Source organism: Brenneria sp. L3-3C-1 (genome assembly GCF_016456245.1).
In the GTDB taxonomy this organism is placed as follows: domain Bacteria; phylum Pseudomonadota; class Gammaproteobacteria; order Enterobacterales; family Enterobacteriaceae; genus Brenneria.
In genome coordinates this window covers 924,007-940,899 of sequence record NZ_JAEMHF010000001.1, presented here as the reverse complement: position 1 = coordinate 940,899, position 16,893 = coordinate 924,007, and the positions used below count along the sequence as shown (strand labels likewise).

Sequence of the window (16,893 nt, the reverse complement as noted above, 5' to 3'; positions counted from 1 at the left end):
TGCCCGCAATTTCAGGACGGCTTTTACGGTTGTACGCGGGTCAGAAGGGTAAGTGAATCGGGAGGTTGCTGTTTATGCTGTTAGGCGATGGAGTGTGGAAATATTTCATCGCATATTTTCAACTGATAAAAATAAAACCGCCCTTATTCGGTTGGAGGAATAAAGGGCGGTTTGTATAGTCAATATTTATAATTCGGTGTTAATTAGCCCTTGCCAGGTTTTGAGCCCATAAAGCATTGAACATAACCGCCATGAGCCCCCTTGACAGTATTCCATCTAACTCCGATCCCACCAGAAACGACTTTCATTTCTTTAAGGTTCAGTTCACGCAGATTATTTTGCTTTTTCATTTTCATTTTCATTTCCTCTCGATTAATAAAGATTAAGGTAAATTATATCGTTAGACCATTGCTAATGGGCTAACGATACTATTTCCAATCACTTATGCTAAATATAACTTTACGACTGAACAGCCTATAACCTCATAATCCTGATGGCGTGTAGGTTTATGGAGAGTGCTGAGCATTAAAAAATTATTTATCAGCCTTTCACAACATGTTTAGTAGGGTAAAGTTGAATGTTTACACCGTGCTTGTTTTTAATGAATTTGATTGCCACACCACCAGAAACGGCTTTCATTTCTTTAAGGTTCAGCTCACGTATACTACTTTTCTTTTTCATCCCCTATTTCCTCTCGGTTAATAAAGTATAATATAAGATGTATTTAAAAACAAAGCAAGAGGTTAAATGCGTTATTCGGTTTTTTATAAAATTATCTCATTATGAGCGTGTATCTATTTTGCGATAATTCCATATACTATATTTTCTTGGCAAAAAATAAAAAAACTAATACTTAATTCCCTAATGAATCAATCAATCATCGTCACGTAATTTATCTTAAAAAATAAAGTCCATTTATATTATTTATAGCTGAGCGGCCTGGAGATTGATTACTCTGTCTGCGGATTTTATCGTCGACTCTCGGTGTGCAATAATAATTCGTGTAATATTTAGTTGTTTAATTGCCTGGTTTACATCGTTCTCGCTTTCATTGTCCAGCGCGCTGGTCGCCTCATCCATAAACAGAATCCCTGGCTTGCGATACAGCGCACGGGCAATAAAAATACGTTGTTTCTGCCCCCCGGATAGCCCTTCGCCCAATTCGCCTATTAGCGTTTCATAGCCCATCGGCATTTCCATGATGGCGTCGTGGATGTTGCTGGCTTTGGCGCATTCCACCATCCACTCTTCATTAATCTCTTCCACAAATCCGCCGATATTTTCCATAATCGAGCCGGAAAATAACCGGTCGTCCTGCATCACGCAGCCGATCATTTTGCGATAGTTGTTTACGCCGAGTTGCCGTATATCCACGCCGTCGGTCATAACGCAGCCGGCCTCCGGTGCAAACAGTCCGCACAGCACCTTCATCAGCGTCGTTTTCCCCGTCCCGGACGGGCCGGTTATCGCCACGCTTTCACCGGGCGCTATGCTGATATTCAAACCGCTGAATACCGCTTTGGACTGACTGTCGTAGCGATAACTCAGATTACGGATTTCCAGCGATATCGGCCGCATTTCGGCTTTATAGCGGGTATCCATCTTTTGCGGTTCGCGCTGATGTAAGGCGATATCGGCGATACGCTCGTTATGCAAACTCATCATACGTAATTCGAGCAGAAAGTTGGTCAACGACGCCAGTCGTTCGGAGAACTGCTCCCTGAATACGCCGAACGCCACAAACATGCCGATGGTCATCTGATTATCAATGACCAGGCTGGTCCCCAGCCATAGAATCATCACCTGATCGCAGGAGGAAATAAAGGTATTGAGGCCGCCGAAAAGCAGGTTCATTTTAGTCACCTTAATTCCGGTGTTGATGGTGTCGATTTCCAGATTAAGCCAGTGGCTGCTTCGTCGGCCGCTCATCCCCTGCATTTTGACGGTGGCTATTCCATACAAGGTTTCCATAAAAAACGAACCGGCGCGCGCGATTCTGATCAGCGACTCTTCCGACAGTTGACGGTAGCGATCGTATGTGAATAACCGGATAAGGACGTACACTGCGCTAAATCCCAGCACTACCAGGGTCAGGCGGCCGCCGTACAGCGCCATCATTACCAGCACGCACGCCACCATAATGCCATCCATGATCGCGCCCACCAGGCTGGTGGTAAAGGTCTTGCGTAGTTTGTCCAACGAATCGAAACGGGATTGAATATCCCCTAGCTTGCGTCGTTCGAAATAGCCTAGCGGCAGGTGCAGCAAATGGTTAAATAGCCCCGCCTGCCACTGCACATTGATCAGTGTCTCCATGACCATCGACGACCAGGCGCGCATCGTGCTTACCGCGGTGCGCAGCAGAATAAAAAACAACAGACCGGCGCATATCAGCGTCAGTAAGCCGCTATCTCCCGCCGGGATGGCGTGGTCCATTACCAGTTGTGTGCCTATCGGCACCACCAAATTGATGGTTTCAATCACCACGGAAAGACAAAAAATCTTTGTCAGCGCCCCTTTGATGCCATATACGCTGCGGATCAGCGTTCCCAGGCGCACCCGGTTTTTCACCGTTTCCGCGGTAAATTGACTGCTTGGCCAGATCTCAAGCGCCACGCCGGTAAAATATTGCGACATCTCAGCCAGACCGACCGTGCGCCGGCCGCGCGCCGGATCATGGAGTACAAAACGGCGATGCGTGGCGCTCACCAGCACCACGAAGTGATTAAAATCCCAGTGCAGAATGCACGGCGTTTTCAACGCGTTGATATCATCAAGATCCAGCGACAGCGCCCGGGTGGACATGCCCAGTTGTTCGGCAATATCATTTATCCCAGTCAGAGTGGCACCGCGCGCGGAGAGGTTGAAGCGTTGCCTTAGCGCTATCAGGTCGATGTTCTTACCATAATATCCGCATATCATCGCCAGACAGGCCAGCCCGCATTCCGATGATTCAGTCTGATGCACCAGCGGAATTCGGCGGCGCAGCTTTAAATCCAGTTTGCCGAGGAGAGTTTTGAATAAAGTCTTATCCATTTGCCGGCCCCGCAGCGCTCTGTTTCATGTCGTAGAATGGCGAAAGCATCCACTGATAAATTTTCCTTTTTTCCAAGAAGAGCGTGCTCTCCGCTTTCATCCCATTCTCAAGGGGCATGTACTTGCCGTCATAACGGATAGCCTGTTTTTCCGGTTTCACAACGACTTTATAATAGGGAATGGATGCCGTTTGAGTACTTTTGGGCGCCCCCTGGTAGGTTTGCATTTCCTGTGGAGACGCCGGCGTTTTCGACACCATGGTGACCGTTGCTGCGAACTGGCCGAATTTCTCGGCGGGAAACGCTTCATAACGCACATTGACGCTGTCGCCAACGGCGATATAGGGCACCGCGTCATTGGGCGTCCAAACGACTAAATAGTAGCTTTTTATATTGTTCGGGATAATCTGCAATAAACTGTCGCCGGGATTGACCATCTGTCCGACCGTTACGCTTAATGAATCTACTTTTCCTTCCGATGAGGCGCGAATAATGATTTCTCCGCCCATGTTGGTATTCACCAGTTCTTTTTGCAGGTCGTAGCGCTGAAGCTCCATTTGGTATATACGGTTATCGAATTCCGCCGCGTCGGTCTGAATCTGACTTTCCAGAGTGGTGATCTGTAAAGCGTTCTGTTCATTTTGGCCGCTAAGGGTTAATAAGTCATTTTGTTGTTGATAGTACAATGCTATCTGACTGCTTAATTGGTCTTTATTAATTAACCCTTTTTCCTGATACTGCTGATAGCTGTCCATGTACTGTTTGAGTTTCCTTATTCCTTCCTCTGATTGGCGGACGATCTCAGATGAGTGTTTAAATGCATTGCTATATTGTATTTTTTGTTTTTCCAATGTCTCCAGGGTGGTTCTTTTGCTTTGTTCCAGCCGTGAAATGATATTGTCGATGCGCACCAACTGGTTTTCGATATCCTGTCGTTGATTGTCACTCACTACGCCGTCGACGGTACTTTTACTAACATCAATCTGATAAACCGCATCGCCTTTTTTTATTCTCTGTCCTTCGGATACAAACTGTTTTACTACAAACCCCTGCACGCCTGAACCTATGCTGACCGTGCGCGGCCAGGTTGTTATTTCGCCGCTGACGTTAACGCGGCGCGTATAGGTGCCCTGGGTAATGAATATGATGAATATTGCGAGGAAAAGGGCGCAAAATACCATAATTATCCAGGCGGGAATAACAGAGAGCAAAATAGCTCTTCCTTGCCATTTCAATTTTTTGTTTTCTAATGCTTCCTGCCTGAACAAAAGATAATCTCCCACTGGCGAATACTAAGAAAGGCGGCGATCCTTCTTGAGATATTATCATGATTTCATTATTTCAGGAGTTGCGCAAGCATGGGGTGAAAATGAAGTTTAGTTCACTGCGTTTATTATTTATTGCCAATTAATTAATAACCATTATTCATAAGGAGCTTATAAATTTTATCATGGTACAAATATTTTTTAGTGACTCCAGAGTGTGTGATTATTAAAAACCGACATCAGCATTGCCTATGCTATGCATAAAAGATGACTAGAGCATTCGCGCGTTTACGCAAAAAATGCGCTGATTTGTCGTTTTTACACATTTTGTTGCGCAACAGCGTTGAGAATGACTTTCAGTCAATGACCGCTTCATGCATTCAAAGGCGATATAATGTGACGCGGATCACTATTTTAGTGAACAATGAAAAAGAGATGTAAATAAAATGTATTATGTCGATCCGTATCACGTTTCTGTTCAGGAACTGTTGATAAGACGATGGCAAGTGGTACCTTGACAGGCATTAAGGATTGTTACTGCGCAAGCAGGCAAGACCAGATATCCGCTCTCTCTGCGGGTGTCTGGTTTTTTTGTTTCCAGGGTATGAATGATGAAAATTGCCAAGATACTCAACAATAATGTCGTAACGGTTATCGACGAAAATAATAATGAGTCGGTTGTGATGGGCCGGGGGCTTGGTTTTAAAAAACAGACTGGCGATCGGTTGGACGAATCGCTGATTGAGCGCGTGTTTGTCATGAAAAGCGGGGAGTTGACATCGCGCCTGCGGGAACTGCTGTCGGAAATCCCGCTGGACGTGATCACCACGGCGGATAAAATCATCTTGCTGGCGAAAGAGCGTCTGCCGGGAAAATTGCAAAACAGCATCTACATTTCGTTGACGGATCACTGCCATTTCGCGATAGAGCGCCATAAGCAAGGCGTCAATATCCGCAATGTATTGCTGTGGGAAATTAAGCGGCTTTACCCGAAAGAATTTGCGGTTGGTTTAGAAGCGCTGGATATTATCGAGCAGCGTCTGGCCGTTCGTTTACCCGAGGATGAAGCCGGTTTTATTGCGTTACATTTAGTCAATGCCCAGCTTGACAGCGAAATGCCGGAAGTGATCCATATTACGAAAATCATGCAGGAGATACTGAATATTGTGAAGTATCAGTTGAACCTGGATTATGATGAACAGGCATTAAGTTATCATCGTTTCGTTACCCATTTGAAGTTTTTTGCGCAACGGCTGATCGGCAAGAATACGGTATTCAGTGATGATGAATCATTACATGATGTCATTAAAGAAAAATACCAACTTGCCTATCATTGTGCGGAGAAAATACAAAGTCATGTCGAGCAGCAATACCGCTATATATTGACCAAAGAGGAGTTGATGTTTCTGACGATCCATATTGAAAGAGTGAGAACCGAGTTGCTGGAAAAACAGTAAAACATTATGTGAGAAATTTGCTTTTCATCACATAATCACAATGATGTTGATATAATCGACTTGCATTAGCGTTACGACGGCGAATAAACTCTATTGCAGGATCGGATTTACTAAAATCAGGATTGTTACTGTAACACTGAATATGAGTGATACAGGCAAAACCTAAACCTTTTTTTTCTTAATGACCACCGTGGTGGCGAGAAAAATGGTTTGGGTTTTTTTTTGTCTCAAAAATAGCATTGGACGTCTGTAACGTCCTGATTTATCGGTGTAGTTACTGAGTGTTAAGGATAGGCAATGAAATACAAGACATTAGCCAGTGAGATACTTGAAGGTGTTGGCGGGCGCGGAAATATCAATAGCGTAATACATTGCGCGACACGGCTGCGTTTTAAATTAAAAGACGACAAAAAAGCGGATGTGGTTGCTCTTAAAAACAACCCCGGCGTTATTATGGTGGTCGAAAGCGGCGGTCAGTTTCAGGTGGTGGTAGGCAACCATGTCAGCGAGGTTTATCAGGATCTGCTTGATGTATCGGGTATAAGCGAAAACGCTAATGCGGACAATCAGGAAAGCAGTAATAAGGAAAATATCCTTTCACGCTTTATTGATATTATCGCCGGTATTTTTACCCCGTTAATGGGGGTTATGGCCGCATCCGGTTTATTAAAAGGGTTTTTAGCATTATGTCTGGCCTGTGGCTGGTTGGTGGAAAGCAGCGGAACCTATAAGCTTTTATTTTCCGCCAGCGATGCATTATTTTATTTCTTCCCTATTATTCTTGGTTATACCGCCGGTAAAAAATTTGGCGGCAATGTTTTTGTGGCGATGGCAATTGGCGGCGCGCTGGTGCATCCGACCATGATCGCTGAATTTAATGCCATGTCGGCCGCAGATTACCAGCCGCTACATTTCTTCGGTATTATTCCCATTACCTTTATTAATTACTCTTCGTCGGTTATTCCGATTATTTTCGCCGCATGGGTTTCCTGTCGGCTGGAAAAACCGCTTAACGCGATACTGCACGCCAATATCCGCAACTTCTTTACGCCAGCGTTGTGCTTGCTCATCACCGTGCCGCTGACGTTTTTAGCTATCGGCCCGGTGACCACCTGGCTGAGCCATCAGTTGGCTCATGGCTATCAGATGATCTACAGCACCAATCAAACGATTGCCGGCGGTTTTATGGGCGGCCTGTGGCAGATCTTTGTGATGTTCGGTCTGCACTGGGGATTCGTACCGTTGATGATCAACAACTTGAGCGCGCTGGGGCATGACACCCTGATTGCGGTGCTGACGCCGGCGGTGTTGGCGCAGGCGGGCGCGGCGCTGGGGGTGTCCTTACGTACTCGGGACGCGAAGCTGAAAGGCATTGCCGGTTCGGCGTTTCCGGCGGGGATATTCGGCATCACCGAACCGGCCATCTATGGCGTAAACCTGCCCCTGCGCCGTCCGTTTATCTTCGGTTGCGTCGGCGGATCGCTCGGCGGCGCCATCGCCGGCTATTTCGGCACCACACAGTACTCTTTCGGGCTGCCCAGTATCTTCGCCTTTACGCAAATGATCCCATCAACCGGGATGGATATCACCGTATGGGCGGCGATCATCGGCACGGCAGTCGCTTTTGTGTTCGCGGCGCTGGCCAGCTATCTGTTTGGCATCAAAAAAGAATCCGCACCGGAAGCCCCGGTGATTGAAGCCGCGCCGCAACCTACGGCGTTAGTCCGCCAGCAGCCGATCGGCAGCCCTATCCGTGGCGAGACGCTGCCGTTGGAACAGGTTAACGATCAGACGTTCGCCAGCGGGCTGATGGGGAAAGGCATCGCCATTAAACCGCTGGTTGGGCGCGTGGTTTCACCGATCGATGGCGTTATCGCATCGCTGTTTAAAACCAACCATGCGATCGGCCTGGCGTCTGACGATGGCGCTGAAGTGTTGATTCACGTCGGGATCGATACCGTAAAACTGAACGGTCAGTACTTCACCGCCCACGTTAAAACCGGCGATACGGTAAAGCAGGGCGATTTGCTGGTGGAGTTTGATTATCAGGCTATTGAGGCGGCGGGCTATGACACCACGACCCCCGTCATTATCACCAACAGCGACGACTACATTGATGTGGTGCCTGTAGCGGAAAACACCGTGCAGGAACAGGCGCCTTTATTAACGTTAGTGCGTTGAGAAACGAACATTTAATACCCGAATTGGGGAGGAGAGTTAGAGATGAGTCATCGTTTTCCTGACGGTTTTTTATGGGGCGGCGCGATTGCGGCTAACCAGGTAGAGGGCGCTTATTTAACGGACGGTAAAGGATTATCCACCTCAGATTTGCAACCGCAGGGCGTTTTCGGCGAGGTTGTGGAGAGAACCGAGGGCGACAGCGGAATAAAAGACGTGGCGATCGATTTTTATCACCGCTATCCGGAAGATATCGCCCTGTTTGCCGAAATGGGCTTTAAGTGTCTGCGCACGTCGATCGCCTGGACGCGAATTTTCCCACAAGGCGATGAGGAAACGCCAAACGAAGCCGGGCTGGCATTTTATGACCGTCTGTTTGATGAGATGGCGAAATACGGCATTCAACCATTAGTTACCCTGTCACATTATGAAATGCCATACGGCCTGGTGAAAAACTATGGCGGCTGGGGCGATCGTCAGGTAATCGCCTTCTTTGAACGCTATGCGCGTACGGTATTCCAGCGTTTTCAGCACAAGGTTAAATATTGGCTGACGTTTAACGAAATCAATGTGTCGCTGCACGCGCCGTTTACCGGCGTCGGTTTGTCGGAAGAAGAGAGTGATAAGGCAACCATTTATCAGGCGATCCACCACCAACTGGTGGCCAGCGCGAAAGCGGTCAAAGCCTGTCATGAAATTATTCCCGACGCCAAAATCGGCAACATGTTATTGGGCGGGTTGCTGTATCCGTTGAGCTGTAAACCCGCCGATGTGCTGGAAACGTTGCAACAGAATAGAGAGTGGATGTTCTTTGGCGATGTCCAGGCGCGCGGCGGCTATCCGGCTTATATGAAGCGTTTCTTTAAACAGCACGCCATTGAGTTGCAGATAACCGATGACGATCGTGCGGCGCTTAAAGAAACCGTGGATTTCATCTCCTTCAGCTATTACATGACCGGCTGCGTGACGGCGGATGATGAGATTAACCAAAAGGCGCGCGGCAATATCCTGAATATGGTGCCGAATCCGCATCTGGAAAGTTCGGAATGGGGCTGGCAGATCGATCCTGAAGGGCTGCGCATCCTACTGAATGTGCTGTATGACCGTTATCAGAAACCGTTGTTCATCGTCGAGAACGGGTTAGGCGCCAAAGACCGGCTTGAAAGCGATGGCAGCATCAACGATGACTATCGTATTCAGTACCTTAACGACCATCTGGTTCAGGTCGGCGAAGCGCTGGAAGACGGCGTTGAGGTGCTGGGATATACCTGCTGGGGGCCGATCGATTTGGTGAGCGCATCGAAAGCGGAAATGTCGAAGCGTTATGGTTTTATCTATGTCGATCGCGACGATCGGGGTAATGGCACGTTAGAGCGGAAGAAAAAGAAAAGTTTTTACTGGTATCGCGATGTGATTAACAGCAACGGTAACACCCTTAAACAGGGGTGATTTTACCCTCTTGCCGGCAGGCGTTCTGGCTTGCCGGCTATACGATTTTACGTTCTTATCATTGCTGAACGGATATTGACATGAATAGACGAGAGCTATTGATTAAAGCCGCTGTGGTGGCTTCCTGCATCAAAGCATGGCCGCTACCAAGCGCGCAGGCGAAAGCCAGTTCACCGGTACGGGCGCTCGCCTCGACGCCGGCGCAGCGTTACCTGCAATTGGCTGAAGCCCTGACCCCGGCCTTGCCGGAGGTTCCCTATCCGGCGCTGGCCGTTGTGGAGCCGAAAGCGGACAACAACGCCATGCTGGGCTATGTCATGCAGAAAACCATCGACATAGAGGCGTTGGCGCAGCGCAGGTTTAAAACCGGGGACAGCGTGATTGTCGATTTCGGCGATCATTACACCGGATTCCTGACGTTTTTATTGGATTGGAAAGGCATTTCCTGTGATTCTCCGGCCCGCTTGCGCTTGACCTTCGGTGAAGTGGTCACCGATGTCGCGGAATCGCTTTATCCCTACAACGGCTGGATTAGCGCCGCCTGGCTGCCGGAAGAGATTATCAACGTCGATTTTCTTCCCACGCCGGTCAGGATCGCCCGTCGGCAGGCTTTTCGCTATGTGAAAATTGATGTGATTGCCACCTCGTCCAATTTCGACGTCACATTCCGTGATTTTCAGGTTCAGGCCGTGTCATCGGCGGGCGAAGACAAGCAAGTCCCAGCTAAGTACGACAGTCCATTGTGGCGGGATATCGATAAAGTCAGCGTCAGGACGCTGCATGAATGTATGCAGACGGTCTTCGAAGATGGCCCCAAGCGAGATCGGCGATTGTGGCTGGGCGATCTGCGCCTACAGGCATTAGCTAACTATGTCAGCTTCAACAACACGGATCTGGTGCGCCGTTGTCTTTATCTGTTTGCCGGCCTGCAACGCGACGACGGCTATGTGACGGCATGCGTTTATGAAAAACCCGAGCCGAGAATAGGCGAGGTGGTATTGCTGGATTATGCGGCGCTGTTTGGCAGCGTTCTGTTGGATTACCTCCGCGCCAGTCAGGATAAATCCACGGTGGTTGAACTGTGGCCTATTGCGAAAAAACAAATTGAATTGCTGTTGCAGCATGTCAATCCGCAAGGCCTCTTTGTGGCGCCGGAAAAAGACTTCGTGTTTATTGACTGGAATGCCGGGGAAGATCAGGAATCCGCATCACAAGGGATGGATAAGCAGGCGGCGATGCAGGGCGTGCTGATTTATAGCTGTCAGCGTTTAGTGGAATTAGGAAAGGAGATTCATCCGACGGAGAATATGGACGACATGGTCGGGAAAATAACCCAATTGACCGATGTGGCCAGAAAAGTATTTTACGACTCGACATTGCAATTATTCGTCAGTGGTAAAAACCGACAGATATCCTGGGCCTCGCAAATATGGATGGCATTAGCCAATGTATTACCGCAAAAAGACGCCGCCGTTTGTTTACGCAAAGTGATGGCGACTTCTGAAGCCATACGGCCGCTGACGCCTTATTTATATCATCATATGGTGGATGCGCTGGTGCAGAGCGGATTAACCACCGAAGCTAAAAAACTGGTCGAAAATTACTGGGGAGGAATGATAAAAGCGGGTGCGGATACTTTCTGGGAGGCATTTGATCCTGAGAACCCTCAGGCTTCTCCTTATGGCAGTAAACAAATCAACAGTTATTGTCACGCCTGGAGCTGTACGCCAAGCTATTTTATTCGCAACCAATTCAGGAAATAGAATCGACGCAGCGATTAACTAAATAAGACTACCGTAAAAACGGTTTTATTAAAATTTAGGACAGATACTAATAATAGTATCGAATATTCCTTTTACTTTTTAACCTTGTATTCTACTTGGAAAATATTATGCGTAAAAAACACTCTCTAAAACCTATTGTATTATTAATGGCATCAGCACTATTGTCTAATAGTGCTATCGCCGCATCATTAACGGTTGAAGAACGTCTGGCGTTATTGGAGCAGGAATTACAGTCTACGAAAAAAGAATTACAGGAATATAAAACCATAGCGAATAAGCAGCAAACGGTAGCCGTAACGAATGGCGCGAAACTAACGGGCAAAGAGCGTATCGCCATTCCTGCAAGCGAAAAATCAGCGGAAAATGCCAATAACAATAATAAGTGGGATAAGCTAACTTCAGCCGCGGCTTCTCATCCGACTACGCCTCCAGAATTGACGTTGGATGATTTGAGTAAATATATCAAAGATGATATTGGGTTTAGCTATAATGGTTATTTCCGGTCTGGCTGGGCGACATCCAATCGCGGTGCGCCGAAGTCTTACGCCATCGGCTCTCTGGGGCGTTTCGGCAACGAACACAGCGGCTGGTTTGATCTGAAATTGTCGCAGAAAGTTTATGACAATAAGAATGGTAAAAAAGTAACGGCGGTTGTGCTGCTGGACGGTAACGTCGGCATGCAGTACGGCAGTGCATGGTTTGATTCGGAGTCGGAAAATGTGCTGGCGTTTTCCGATATGTACGTTACTACGCAAGGGTTCCTGCCCTTCGCGCCGGAAGCGGATTTCTGGGTAGGTAAACACGCTTTACCTGTGTATGAAATTCAACTGCTGGACTGGAAAAACTATCGTGCGGAAAGCGCGGCCGCTGGCGTGGGGATTGAAAATTGGCAGTTGGGACCAGGTAAGCTGAATATGGCTGTGGTCAGAGCGGATACGGATGCATACGCCCGCAATTATAGTACCAGCAGCAATAAGCAACAGGTGAATGTAAATTCCATCGATGTCCGCTATAAGGACATGCCATTATGGGATGGCGCGACTTTGGAAGTATTGGGTAAATACTCATTTGCCAACAAGAATGACACGAATAAGAGCAATGAAAATTCCGGCGAATATTACAAACTGAAAGACGCCTGGATTGCCGGCGCCATTTTACGCCAGAATTTCTCTGGCGGCGGATTCAATGAATTCACGGTACAGGGGGCGAATAATTCTATTGCCAGTGGTCTCTCCTTTGTTTCGGATGCCAACCCTGTCTATAGCTATAACGGTAATTATTATGGCGACCACTCCGGCAGCGCTTGGCGTGTTCTCTCGCAAGGAGAGAACTATTTGCTGCCTGATGTCATCATGGCTCATGCGTTGGTGTATACCAAAGGGAATGATATCTACAGCTATGACACCGGGGCGCATACCGATTTCGAAAGTATTCGCGCGGTGGCTCGTCCGGCCTATATATGGGACGAATACAACCAGACCGGTGTTGAACTGGGCTACTTTACCCAAACCAATAAAACCGGTGGGGTAAGTTACCAGGAGTCCGGTTATAAAACCACGCTTTATCACGCCATTAAAGTGGATACCAGTATTCTGACATCCCGGCCGGAAATTCGTTTCTACGGCACTTATCTGAAGATAAAGGATAACGAGATAAGTAGTGCGACATTCAACGATGAGAAGAGCGATCAGTTCACCGTTGGCGTACAGGCGGAAGTCTGGTGGTAATCTTTTATTCACATCGTGTGATGAATAAGAAACACAAGAATAGAGGATAAAATTGTGCTGATGAAAATGAAAAAACCCTCGCTCTCGCTGCTGGCCTTTTGCGTGCTCGCGGGGGGAGCCATAAATGCATCTGCGTTGCCGGCGGATTTTCCGGCTTATCCGCAAATGGCTATCCCGGTCAGTCAATACGTGACCGGGGTTAACCCGGATAACAGTATTACGTTCCGGTTATTTGCGCCTACGGCGAAAAAAGTCAGCGTATTCACCGGGGCGACGCCAGAAAGTCTTGCCTCGCATGCCATGACCAAAGATCAGAACGGAGTCTGGTCTTTCCAGACCCCGCCGCAACAACCCAATTTATATGAATACTTTTTCAATGTCGACGGGTTCCGCAGCATTGATACGGGAAGCGCTTTCACCAAACCACAGCGTCAGGTGAACACCAGTCTGATCCTGGTGCCGGGCAGCATTCTGGATGTGCGTCAGGTGCCGCATGGCGAGCTAAGAACCGTAACCTACCATGCCAAGACGCTGAAATCCGAGCGGCAGATGTTTGTCTGGACGCCGCCCGGCTATAGCGAAGCGTCCGAACCGCTTCCGGTGCTCTATTTCTATCATGGGTTTGGCGACACCGGCGCGTCCGCCGTCGTTCAGGGACGGATCCCGCAAATCATGGATAACCTGCTGGCGGAGAAAAAGATAGCCCCGATGCTGGTGGTCATTCCCGATACCGAAACGGATATCCCGGAGGCGATACCTGAAGATTTCCCGCCACAGGAGCGGCGTAAAGTTTTCTATCCGCGTAATGCATTGGCAGCGGATAAAGAACTTATCCATGACATTATTCCTGAAATAAGTCAGCGGTTTAATGTTCGCAAGGACGCCGACGGCCGGGCGCTGGCCGGGTTGTCGCAGGGCGGCTATCAGGCGCTGGTCTCGGGGATGAGCCATCTGGCGCATTTCGGCTGGCTGGCGACCTTCAGCGGCGTCACCACGGAAACCGTACCGAATGCCAACGTTTCCGCACAGCTCGAACGGCCGGAGGAAATTAACCGCCAACTGAAGAATTTCACCGTTGTCATCGGGGAAACGGATGGCGTGACAGGCAAGGATATTGCGGGATTAAAGACCATGCTTGAAAAGCAAGGGGTGCGGTTTGACTCTATTTCCTACCCGCAGTTGGGACATGAAATGGATGTTTGGCGTCCTGCCTATAGCGAGTTTGTGCAGAAACTTTTCAAATGATTTTCGGATATTGGCTCATTGCGTCAGGCATCGCTTCCCACGTTCGGCGGGGAAGCGGCATGAACGTATGACGACTCAAACAGGCGGCCAAGAACAGATGACTTGCCGATAACTATCTACTTACTATCAAGGAAATGAACCTGACTATGGTTATTAACAATCGCTTTTCTCTTTGGATCGCCAATACGGGCCGCAGCCTGGCGGCGGGGGTATTGGCGTGCAGCGCCTTTTCCGTTTCCGCCGCGCCGCAAACGCTGCCTTTTGATGTCGCGCCGCACAAGCAGGTTCGCGTGATTATCAGCACTGATGCCAAGAATGAGGCAGACGACGATTTTGCCGTGGCGCATGCGGTGCTGACGCCGACCATGAACGTCAAAGGGCTGATTGCCGCTCACTATTCGCAAACGGCGCCGATGATGCAGCGCGATGCTGAAAACAGCATGATGGAAAGCTATAAAGAGTTGCAGCATTTGATGAAGGTGATGGGGAAAACCGCCATTCCGGTCTATCGCGGCGCAACGCAGGCGCTGCAAAAGGGAGAAACCACGCCGGAATTGAGCGAAGGCGCAAAAATGCTGATCGAGGAAGCGCTGAAAACAGACAGCCATCCGCTGTTTGTGCTGGTCATGGGGCCCATCACCGATGTCGCCGCCGCGTTGCGCGCGGAACCCCGCATTGCTTCCAGGATGACGGTGGTATGGATCGGCGGCATGCCTTATCCGAAGGGCGGCTGGGAATACAATATGTTCAACGATCCGATTGCCGCAAACGACGTATTTAAATCGCAGGTTCCGCTGTGGCAAGTGCCGCACAACGTCTATATGTCGGTTCGGGTCTCACTGGCGGAGCTGGCCGCCCGGGTCAAACCGCAAGGTGAAGTCGGGGAATACCTGTGGCAGCAAATGATCGATTTTAATACGATGATTTCCAAGATCATCAAAGATGTGCCCTGGCCGAAAAGCGAAGTGTGGGTATTGGGAGACAATCCCTCGGTGTCTCTGCTGCTGGACGATCACGAATACAACTATACGTTGCGCGACGCGCCGCAGTTAAATGACGATCTCACCTATGCTCCACAACCGAATGCACGCCAGATCCGGGTGTATAACGCGGTGGATACGCGTTTCACGCTGGAAGACTTTTACGCCAAGCTGGCATTGGCCTATGGCGCGAAGCACTAGCATTTTCGTTAACGTCGTTACGCCCCCATGCGCCGGATAGCGCGGGGGGGTTGGACGTTTTGCAAAAAGTGGTTCATTGTCATCAGGCATACTTTCCCGCGAATATAGGGGAGATATGCCTGACTTACTTATCTCAAATTTCACCTTGTTCTATGGTTTGCCGGTGAGTTCTACCCGCTTAATTTCACCGACGACGAATAAATAACAGAGCATGGCGGCTAGTGCCGAGGCTCCCACAAATATTAATGCGCCATTAAAAGAGTGTAATTCTTTTACCAGATATCCAATGATCAAAGGCGTGGCGATGGAAGCGACGTTCCCGAATGCGTTGAATAATCCGCCGCACATGCCGGCGGCTTCTTTAGGCGCCGTATCTGAAATTACCGGCCAGCCCAGAGCGCCGAATCCTTTGCCAAAAAAGGATAAAGCCATCAACGTAACAACCAACACTTCACTATCGGTGTAATTGCATAAAATAATCGAGGTCGCCAGCAGCATCCCGAGAACAATAGGGATTTTCCGGGCGGCCGTAAGGCTAAAACCACGTTTAAGCAACCAGTCGGAGCTTAATCCGCCCAGTATCCCCCCGGCAAAGCCACATATTGCCGGAATAGATGCGACAAATCCGACCTTTAGAATTGACATCCCACGTTCTTGAACCAGATAGATAGGAAACCAGGTGAGAAAAAACCAGGTAATGGTATTGATGAAATATTGCCCGAGGAATACGCCTAAAAGCATCCTGTTAGTCAGCATTTGTTTAACGTAATGCCACTTTGGACCCTGCGATTTATTCTTGTTGGTATTGGAATCCATATCAACAAGGGCGCCGCCCTGGATTATATAGTCAAGTTCCTTTTGTGAGATACTGGGATGTTCGGAGGGATTGTGGATGTATTTAACCCAAACTATCGTTAATGCAAACCCTATGATGCCCATCACGATAAAAACATATTGCCATCCCCAGGCAAAAGTCAGCCAGCCAAGCAGCGGTGAAAACAATGCCAAAGAAAAGTATTGTCCCGCATTAAAACATGATGAGGCCGTGGCTCGTTCCCTCGTCGGGAACCAGGCCGCGGCGATACGGGCATTGGCAGGGAATGACGGCGCTTCGGAAAAGCCCAGCATAAAGCGTAGAAAAAACAGCGAAAAGACCGCATAGCCCAATGGGACGAATTCTACGAACCCTTGCAGAAAAGTGAACAATGACCACAAGAAAAGGCTGTAGGTATAAACTTTTTTAGAACCGTATTTATCCAAAAGCCAGCCGCCGGGAATTTGCATCACCAGATAAGCCCAGCCAAAAGCGGAGAATATCAGTCCCATATGACCTGGATCCAGCCCCAGGTCTTTGGACAGGGCGCTGCCGGCAATAGACAACGTGGCGCGATCGGCGTAATTAACACTGGTAATTAAAAATATAATCAATAATACAATGTAACGTATATGACTGTTTTCCTTGCGAAGCAGTGTAGGGTCGGTGTTCATAAAAATGCCTCTTGAAATTAAATCACCTCATACATACTATAAACATCGCTGAATTTGATTTTTTTGTTTTTCCATAAACAACAG

12 protein-coding genes are annotated in these 16,893 nt (G+C 48.5%); 7 read left to right on the top strand and 5 right to left on the bottom strand.

The window, feature by feature from the left end; translation table 11 throughout:
* Positions 1–203: 203 nt before the first annotated feature.
* The 4 genes from JG725_RS04170 to JG725_RS04155 form a co-directional block, all read right to left on the bottom strand.
* Entirely contained in the window at positions 204–356 is a 153-nt protein-coding gene (locus tag JG725_RS04170; RefSeq protein WP_199376735.1) for a hypothetical protein, read from the bottom strand.
* A gap of 184 nt (positions 357–540) precedes the next feature.
* Complete coding sequence (locus tag JG725_RS04165) at positions 541–681, bottom strand: hypothetical protein (protein ID WP_199376733.1); 141 nt, start codon at positions 679–681, stop codon at positions 541–543.
* Between the two features lie 243 nt (positions 682–924).
* On the bottom strand, positions 925–3,036 hold the full coding sequence (locus tag JG725_RS04160; protein ID WP_172289273.1) for a peptidase domain-containing ABC transporter: 2,112 nt from the start codon (positions 3,034–3,036) through the stop codon (positions 925–927).
* Positions 3,029–4,303 carry an HlyD family secretion protein gene (locus JG725_RS04155; protein WP_199376732.1) on the bottom strand — a complete coding sequence of 425 codons (1,275 nt, stop codon included), beginning with the start codon at positions 4,301–4,303 and terminating at the stop codon, positions 3,029–3,031. Before JG725_RS04155 ends, JG725_RS04160 begins: the two co-directional genes overlap by 8 nt.
* A 608-nt stretch (positions 4,304–4,911) precedes the next feature.
* Between JG725_RS04155 and licT the strand changes: the two genes are divergently transcribed.
* The 7 genes from licT to JG725_RS04120 all read left to right on the top strand — a co-directional run bounded on the left by licT (position 4,912) and on the right by JG725_RS04120 (position 15,321).
* On the top strand, positions 4,912–5,757 hold the full coding sequence (gene licT, locus JG725_RS04150; RefSeq protein WP_172289465.1) for a BglG family transcription antiterminator LicT: 846 nt from the start codon (positions 4,912–4,914) through the stop codon (positions 5,755–5,757).
* Between the two features lie 297 nt (positions 5,758–6,054).
* On the top strand, positions 6,055–7,938 hold the full coding sequence (gene bglF / locus JG725_RS04145; protein WP_199376730.1) for a PTS beta-glucoside transporter subunit IIABC: 1,884 nt from the start codon (positions 6,055–6,057) through the stop codon (positions 7,936–7,938).
* A gap of 42 nt (positions 7,939–7,980) precedes the next feature.
* A complete protein-coding gene (locus JG725_RS04140; protein ID WP_199376728.1) occupies positions 7,981–9,384 on the top strand; it encodes a glycoside hydrolase family 1 protein in 1,404 nt (467 codons plus the stop codon).
* A gap of 80 nt (positions 9,385–9,464) precedes the next feature.
* A complete protein-coding gene (locus JG725_RS04135; protein ID WP_199376726.1) occupies positions 9,465–11,147 on the top strand; it encodes a sugar hydrolase in 1,683 nt (560 codons plus the stop codon).
* A 128-nt stretch (positions 11,148–11,275) separates the two neighbouring features.
* The gene (locus JG725_RS04130; RefSeq protein WP_199377210.1) at positions 11,276–12,895 is read left to right on the top strand and encodes a carbohydrate porin; all 1,620 of its coding nucleotides are present in this window, start codon (positions 11,276–11,278) and stop codon (positions 12,893–12,895) included.
* A gap of 60 nt (positions 12,896–12,955) precedes the next feature.
* Entirely contained in the window at positions 12,956–14,140 is a 1,185-nt protein-coding gene (locus tag JG725_RS04125) for an alpha/beta hydrolase-fold protein (RefSeq protein ID WP_199376724.1), read from the top strand.
* 146 nt (positions 14,141–14,286) lie between these two features.
* Positions 14,287–15,321: a nucleoside hydrolase gene (locus tag JG725_RS04120; protein ID WP_172289279.1), complete on the top strand. Its 1,035-nt coding sequence runs from the start codon at positions 14,287–14,289 to the stop codon at positions 15,319–15,321.
* Between the two features lie 150 nt (positions 15,322–15,471).
* Here the strand turns inward: JG725_RS04120 and JG725_RS04115 are convergent, their stop codons facing one another.
* On the bottom strand, positions 15,472–16,809 hold the full coding sequence (locus JG725_RS04115; protein WP_199376722.1) for an MFS transporter: 1,338 nt from the start codon (positions 16,807–16,809) through the stop codon (positions 15,472–15,474).
* Positions 16,810–16,893 lie beyond the last annotated feature (84 nt).

Excerpts from the sequence above, each read along its gene's own strand:
- JG725_RS04170 (WP_199376735.1), bottom strand. The coding sequence starts at position 356 with ATGAAAATGAAAAAGCAAAATAATCTGCGTGAACTGAACCTTAAAGAA.
- JG725_RS04165 (WP_199376733.1), bottom strand. The coding sequence starts at position 681 with ATGAAAAAGAAAAGTAGTATACGTGAGCTGAACCTTAAAGAAATGAAA.
- JG725_RS04160 (WP_172289273.1), bottom strand. The coding sequence starts at position 3,036 with ATGGATAAGACTTTATTCAAAACTCTCCTCGGCAAACTGGATTTAAAG.
- licT (WP_172289465.1), top strand. The coding sequence starts at position 4,912 with ATGAAAATTGCCAAGATACTCAACAATAATGTCGTAACGGTTATCGAC.
- bglF (WP_199376730.1), top strand. The coding sequence starts at position 6,055 with ATGAAATACAAGACATTAGCCAGTGAGATACTTGAAGGTGTTGGCGGG.
- JG725_RS04140 (WP_199376728.1), top strand. The coding sequence starts at position 7,981 with ATGAGTCATCGTTTTCCTGACGGTTTTTTATGGGGCGGCGCGATTGCG.
- JG725_RS04135 (WP_199376726.1), top strand. The coding sequence starts at position 9,465 with ATGAATAGACGAGAGCTATTGATTAAAGCCGCTGTGGTGGCTTCCTGC.
- JG725_RS04130 (WP_199377210.1), top strand. The coding sequence starts at position 11,276 with ATGCGTAAAAAACACTCTCTAAAACCTATTGTATTATTAATGGCATCA.
- JG725_RS04125 (WP_199376724.1), top strand. The coding sequence starts at position 12,956 with ATGAAAATGAAAAAACCCTCGCTCTCGCTGCTGGCCTTTTGCGTGCTC.
- JG725_RS04120 (WP_172289279.1), top strand. The coding sequence starts at position 14,287 with ATGGTTATTAACAATCGCTTTTCTCTTTGGATCGCCAATACGGGCCGC.
- JG725_RS04115 (WP_199376722.1), bottom strand. The coding sequence starts at position 16,809 with ATGAACACCGACCCTACACTGCTTCGCAAGGAAAACAGTCATATACGT.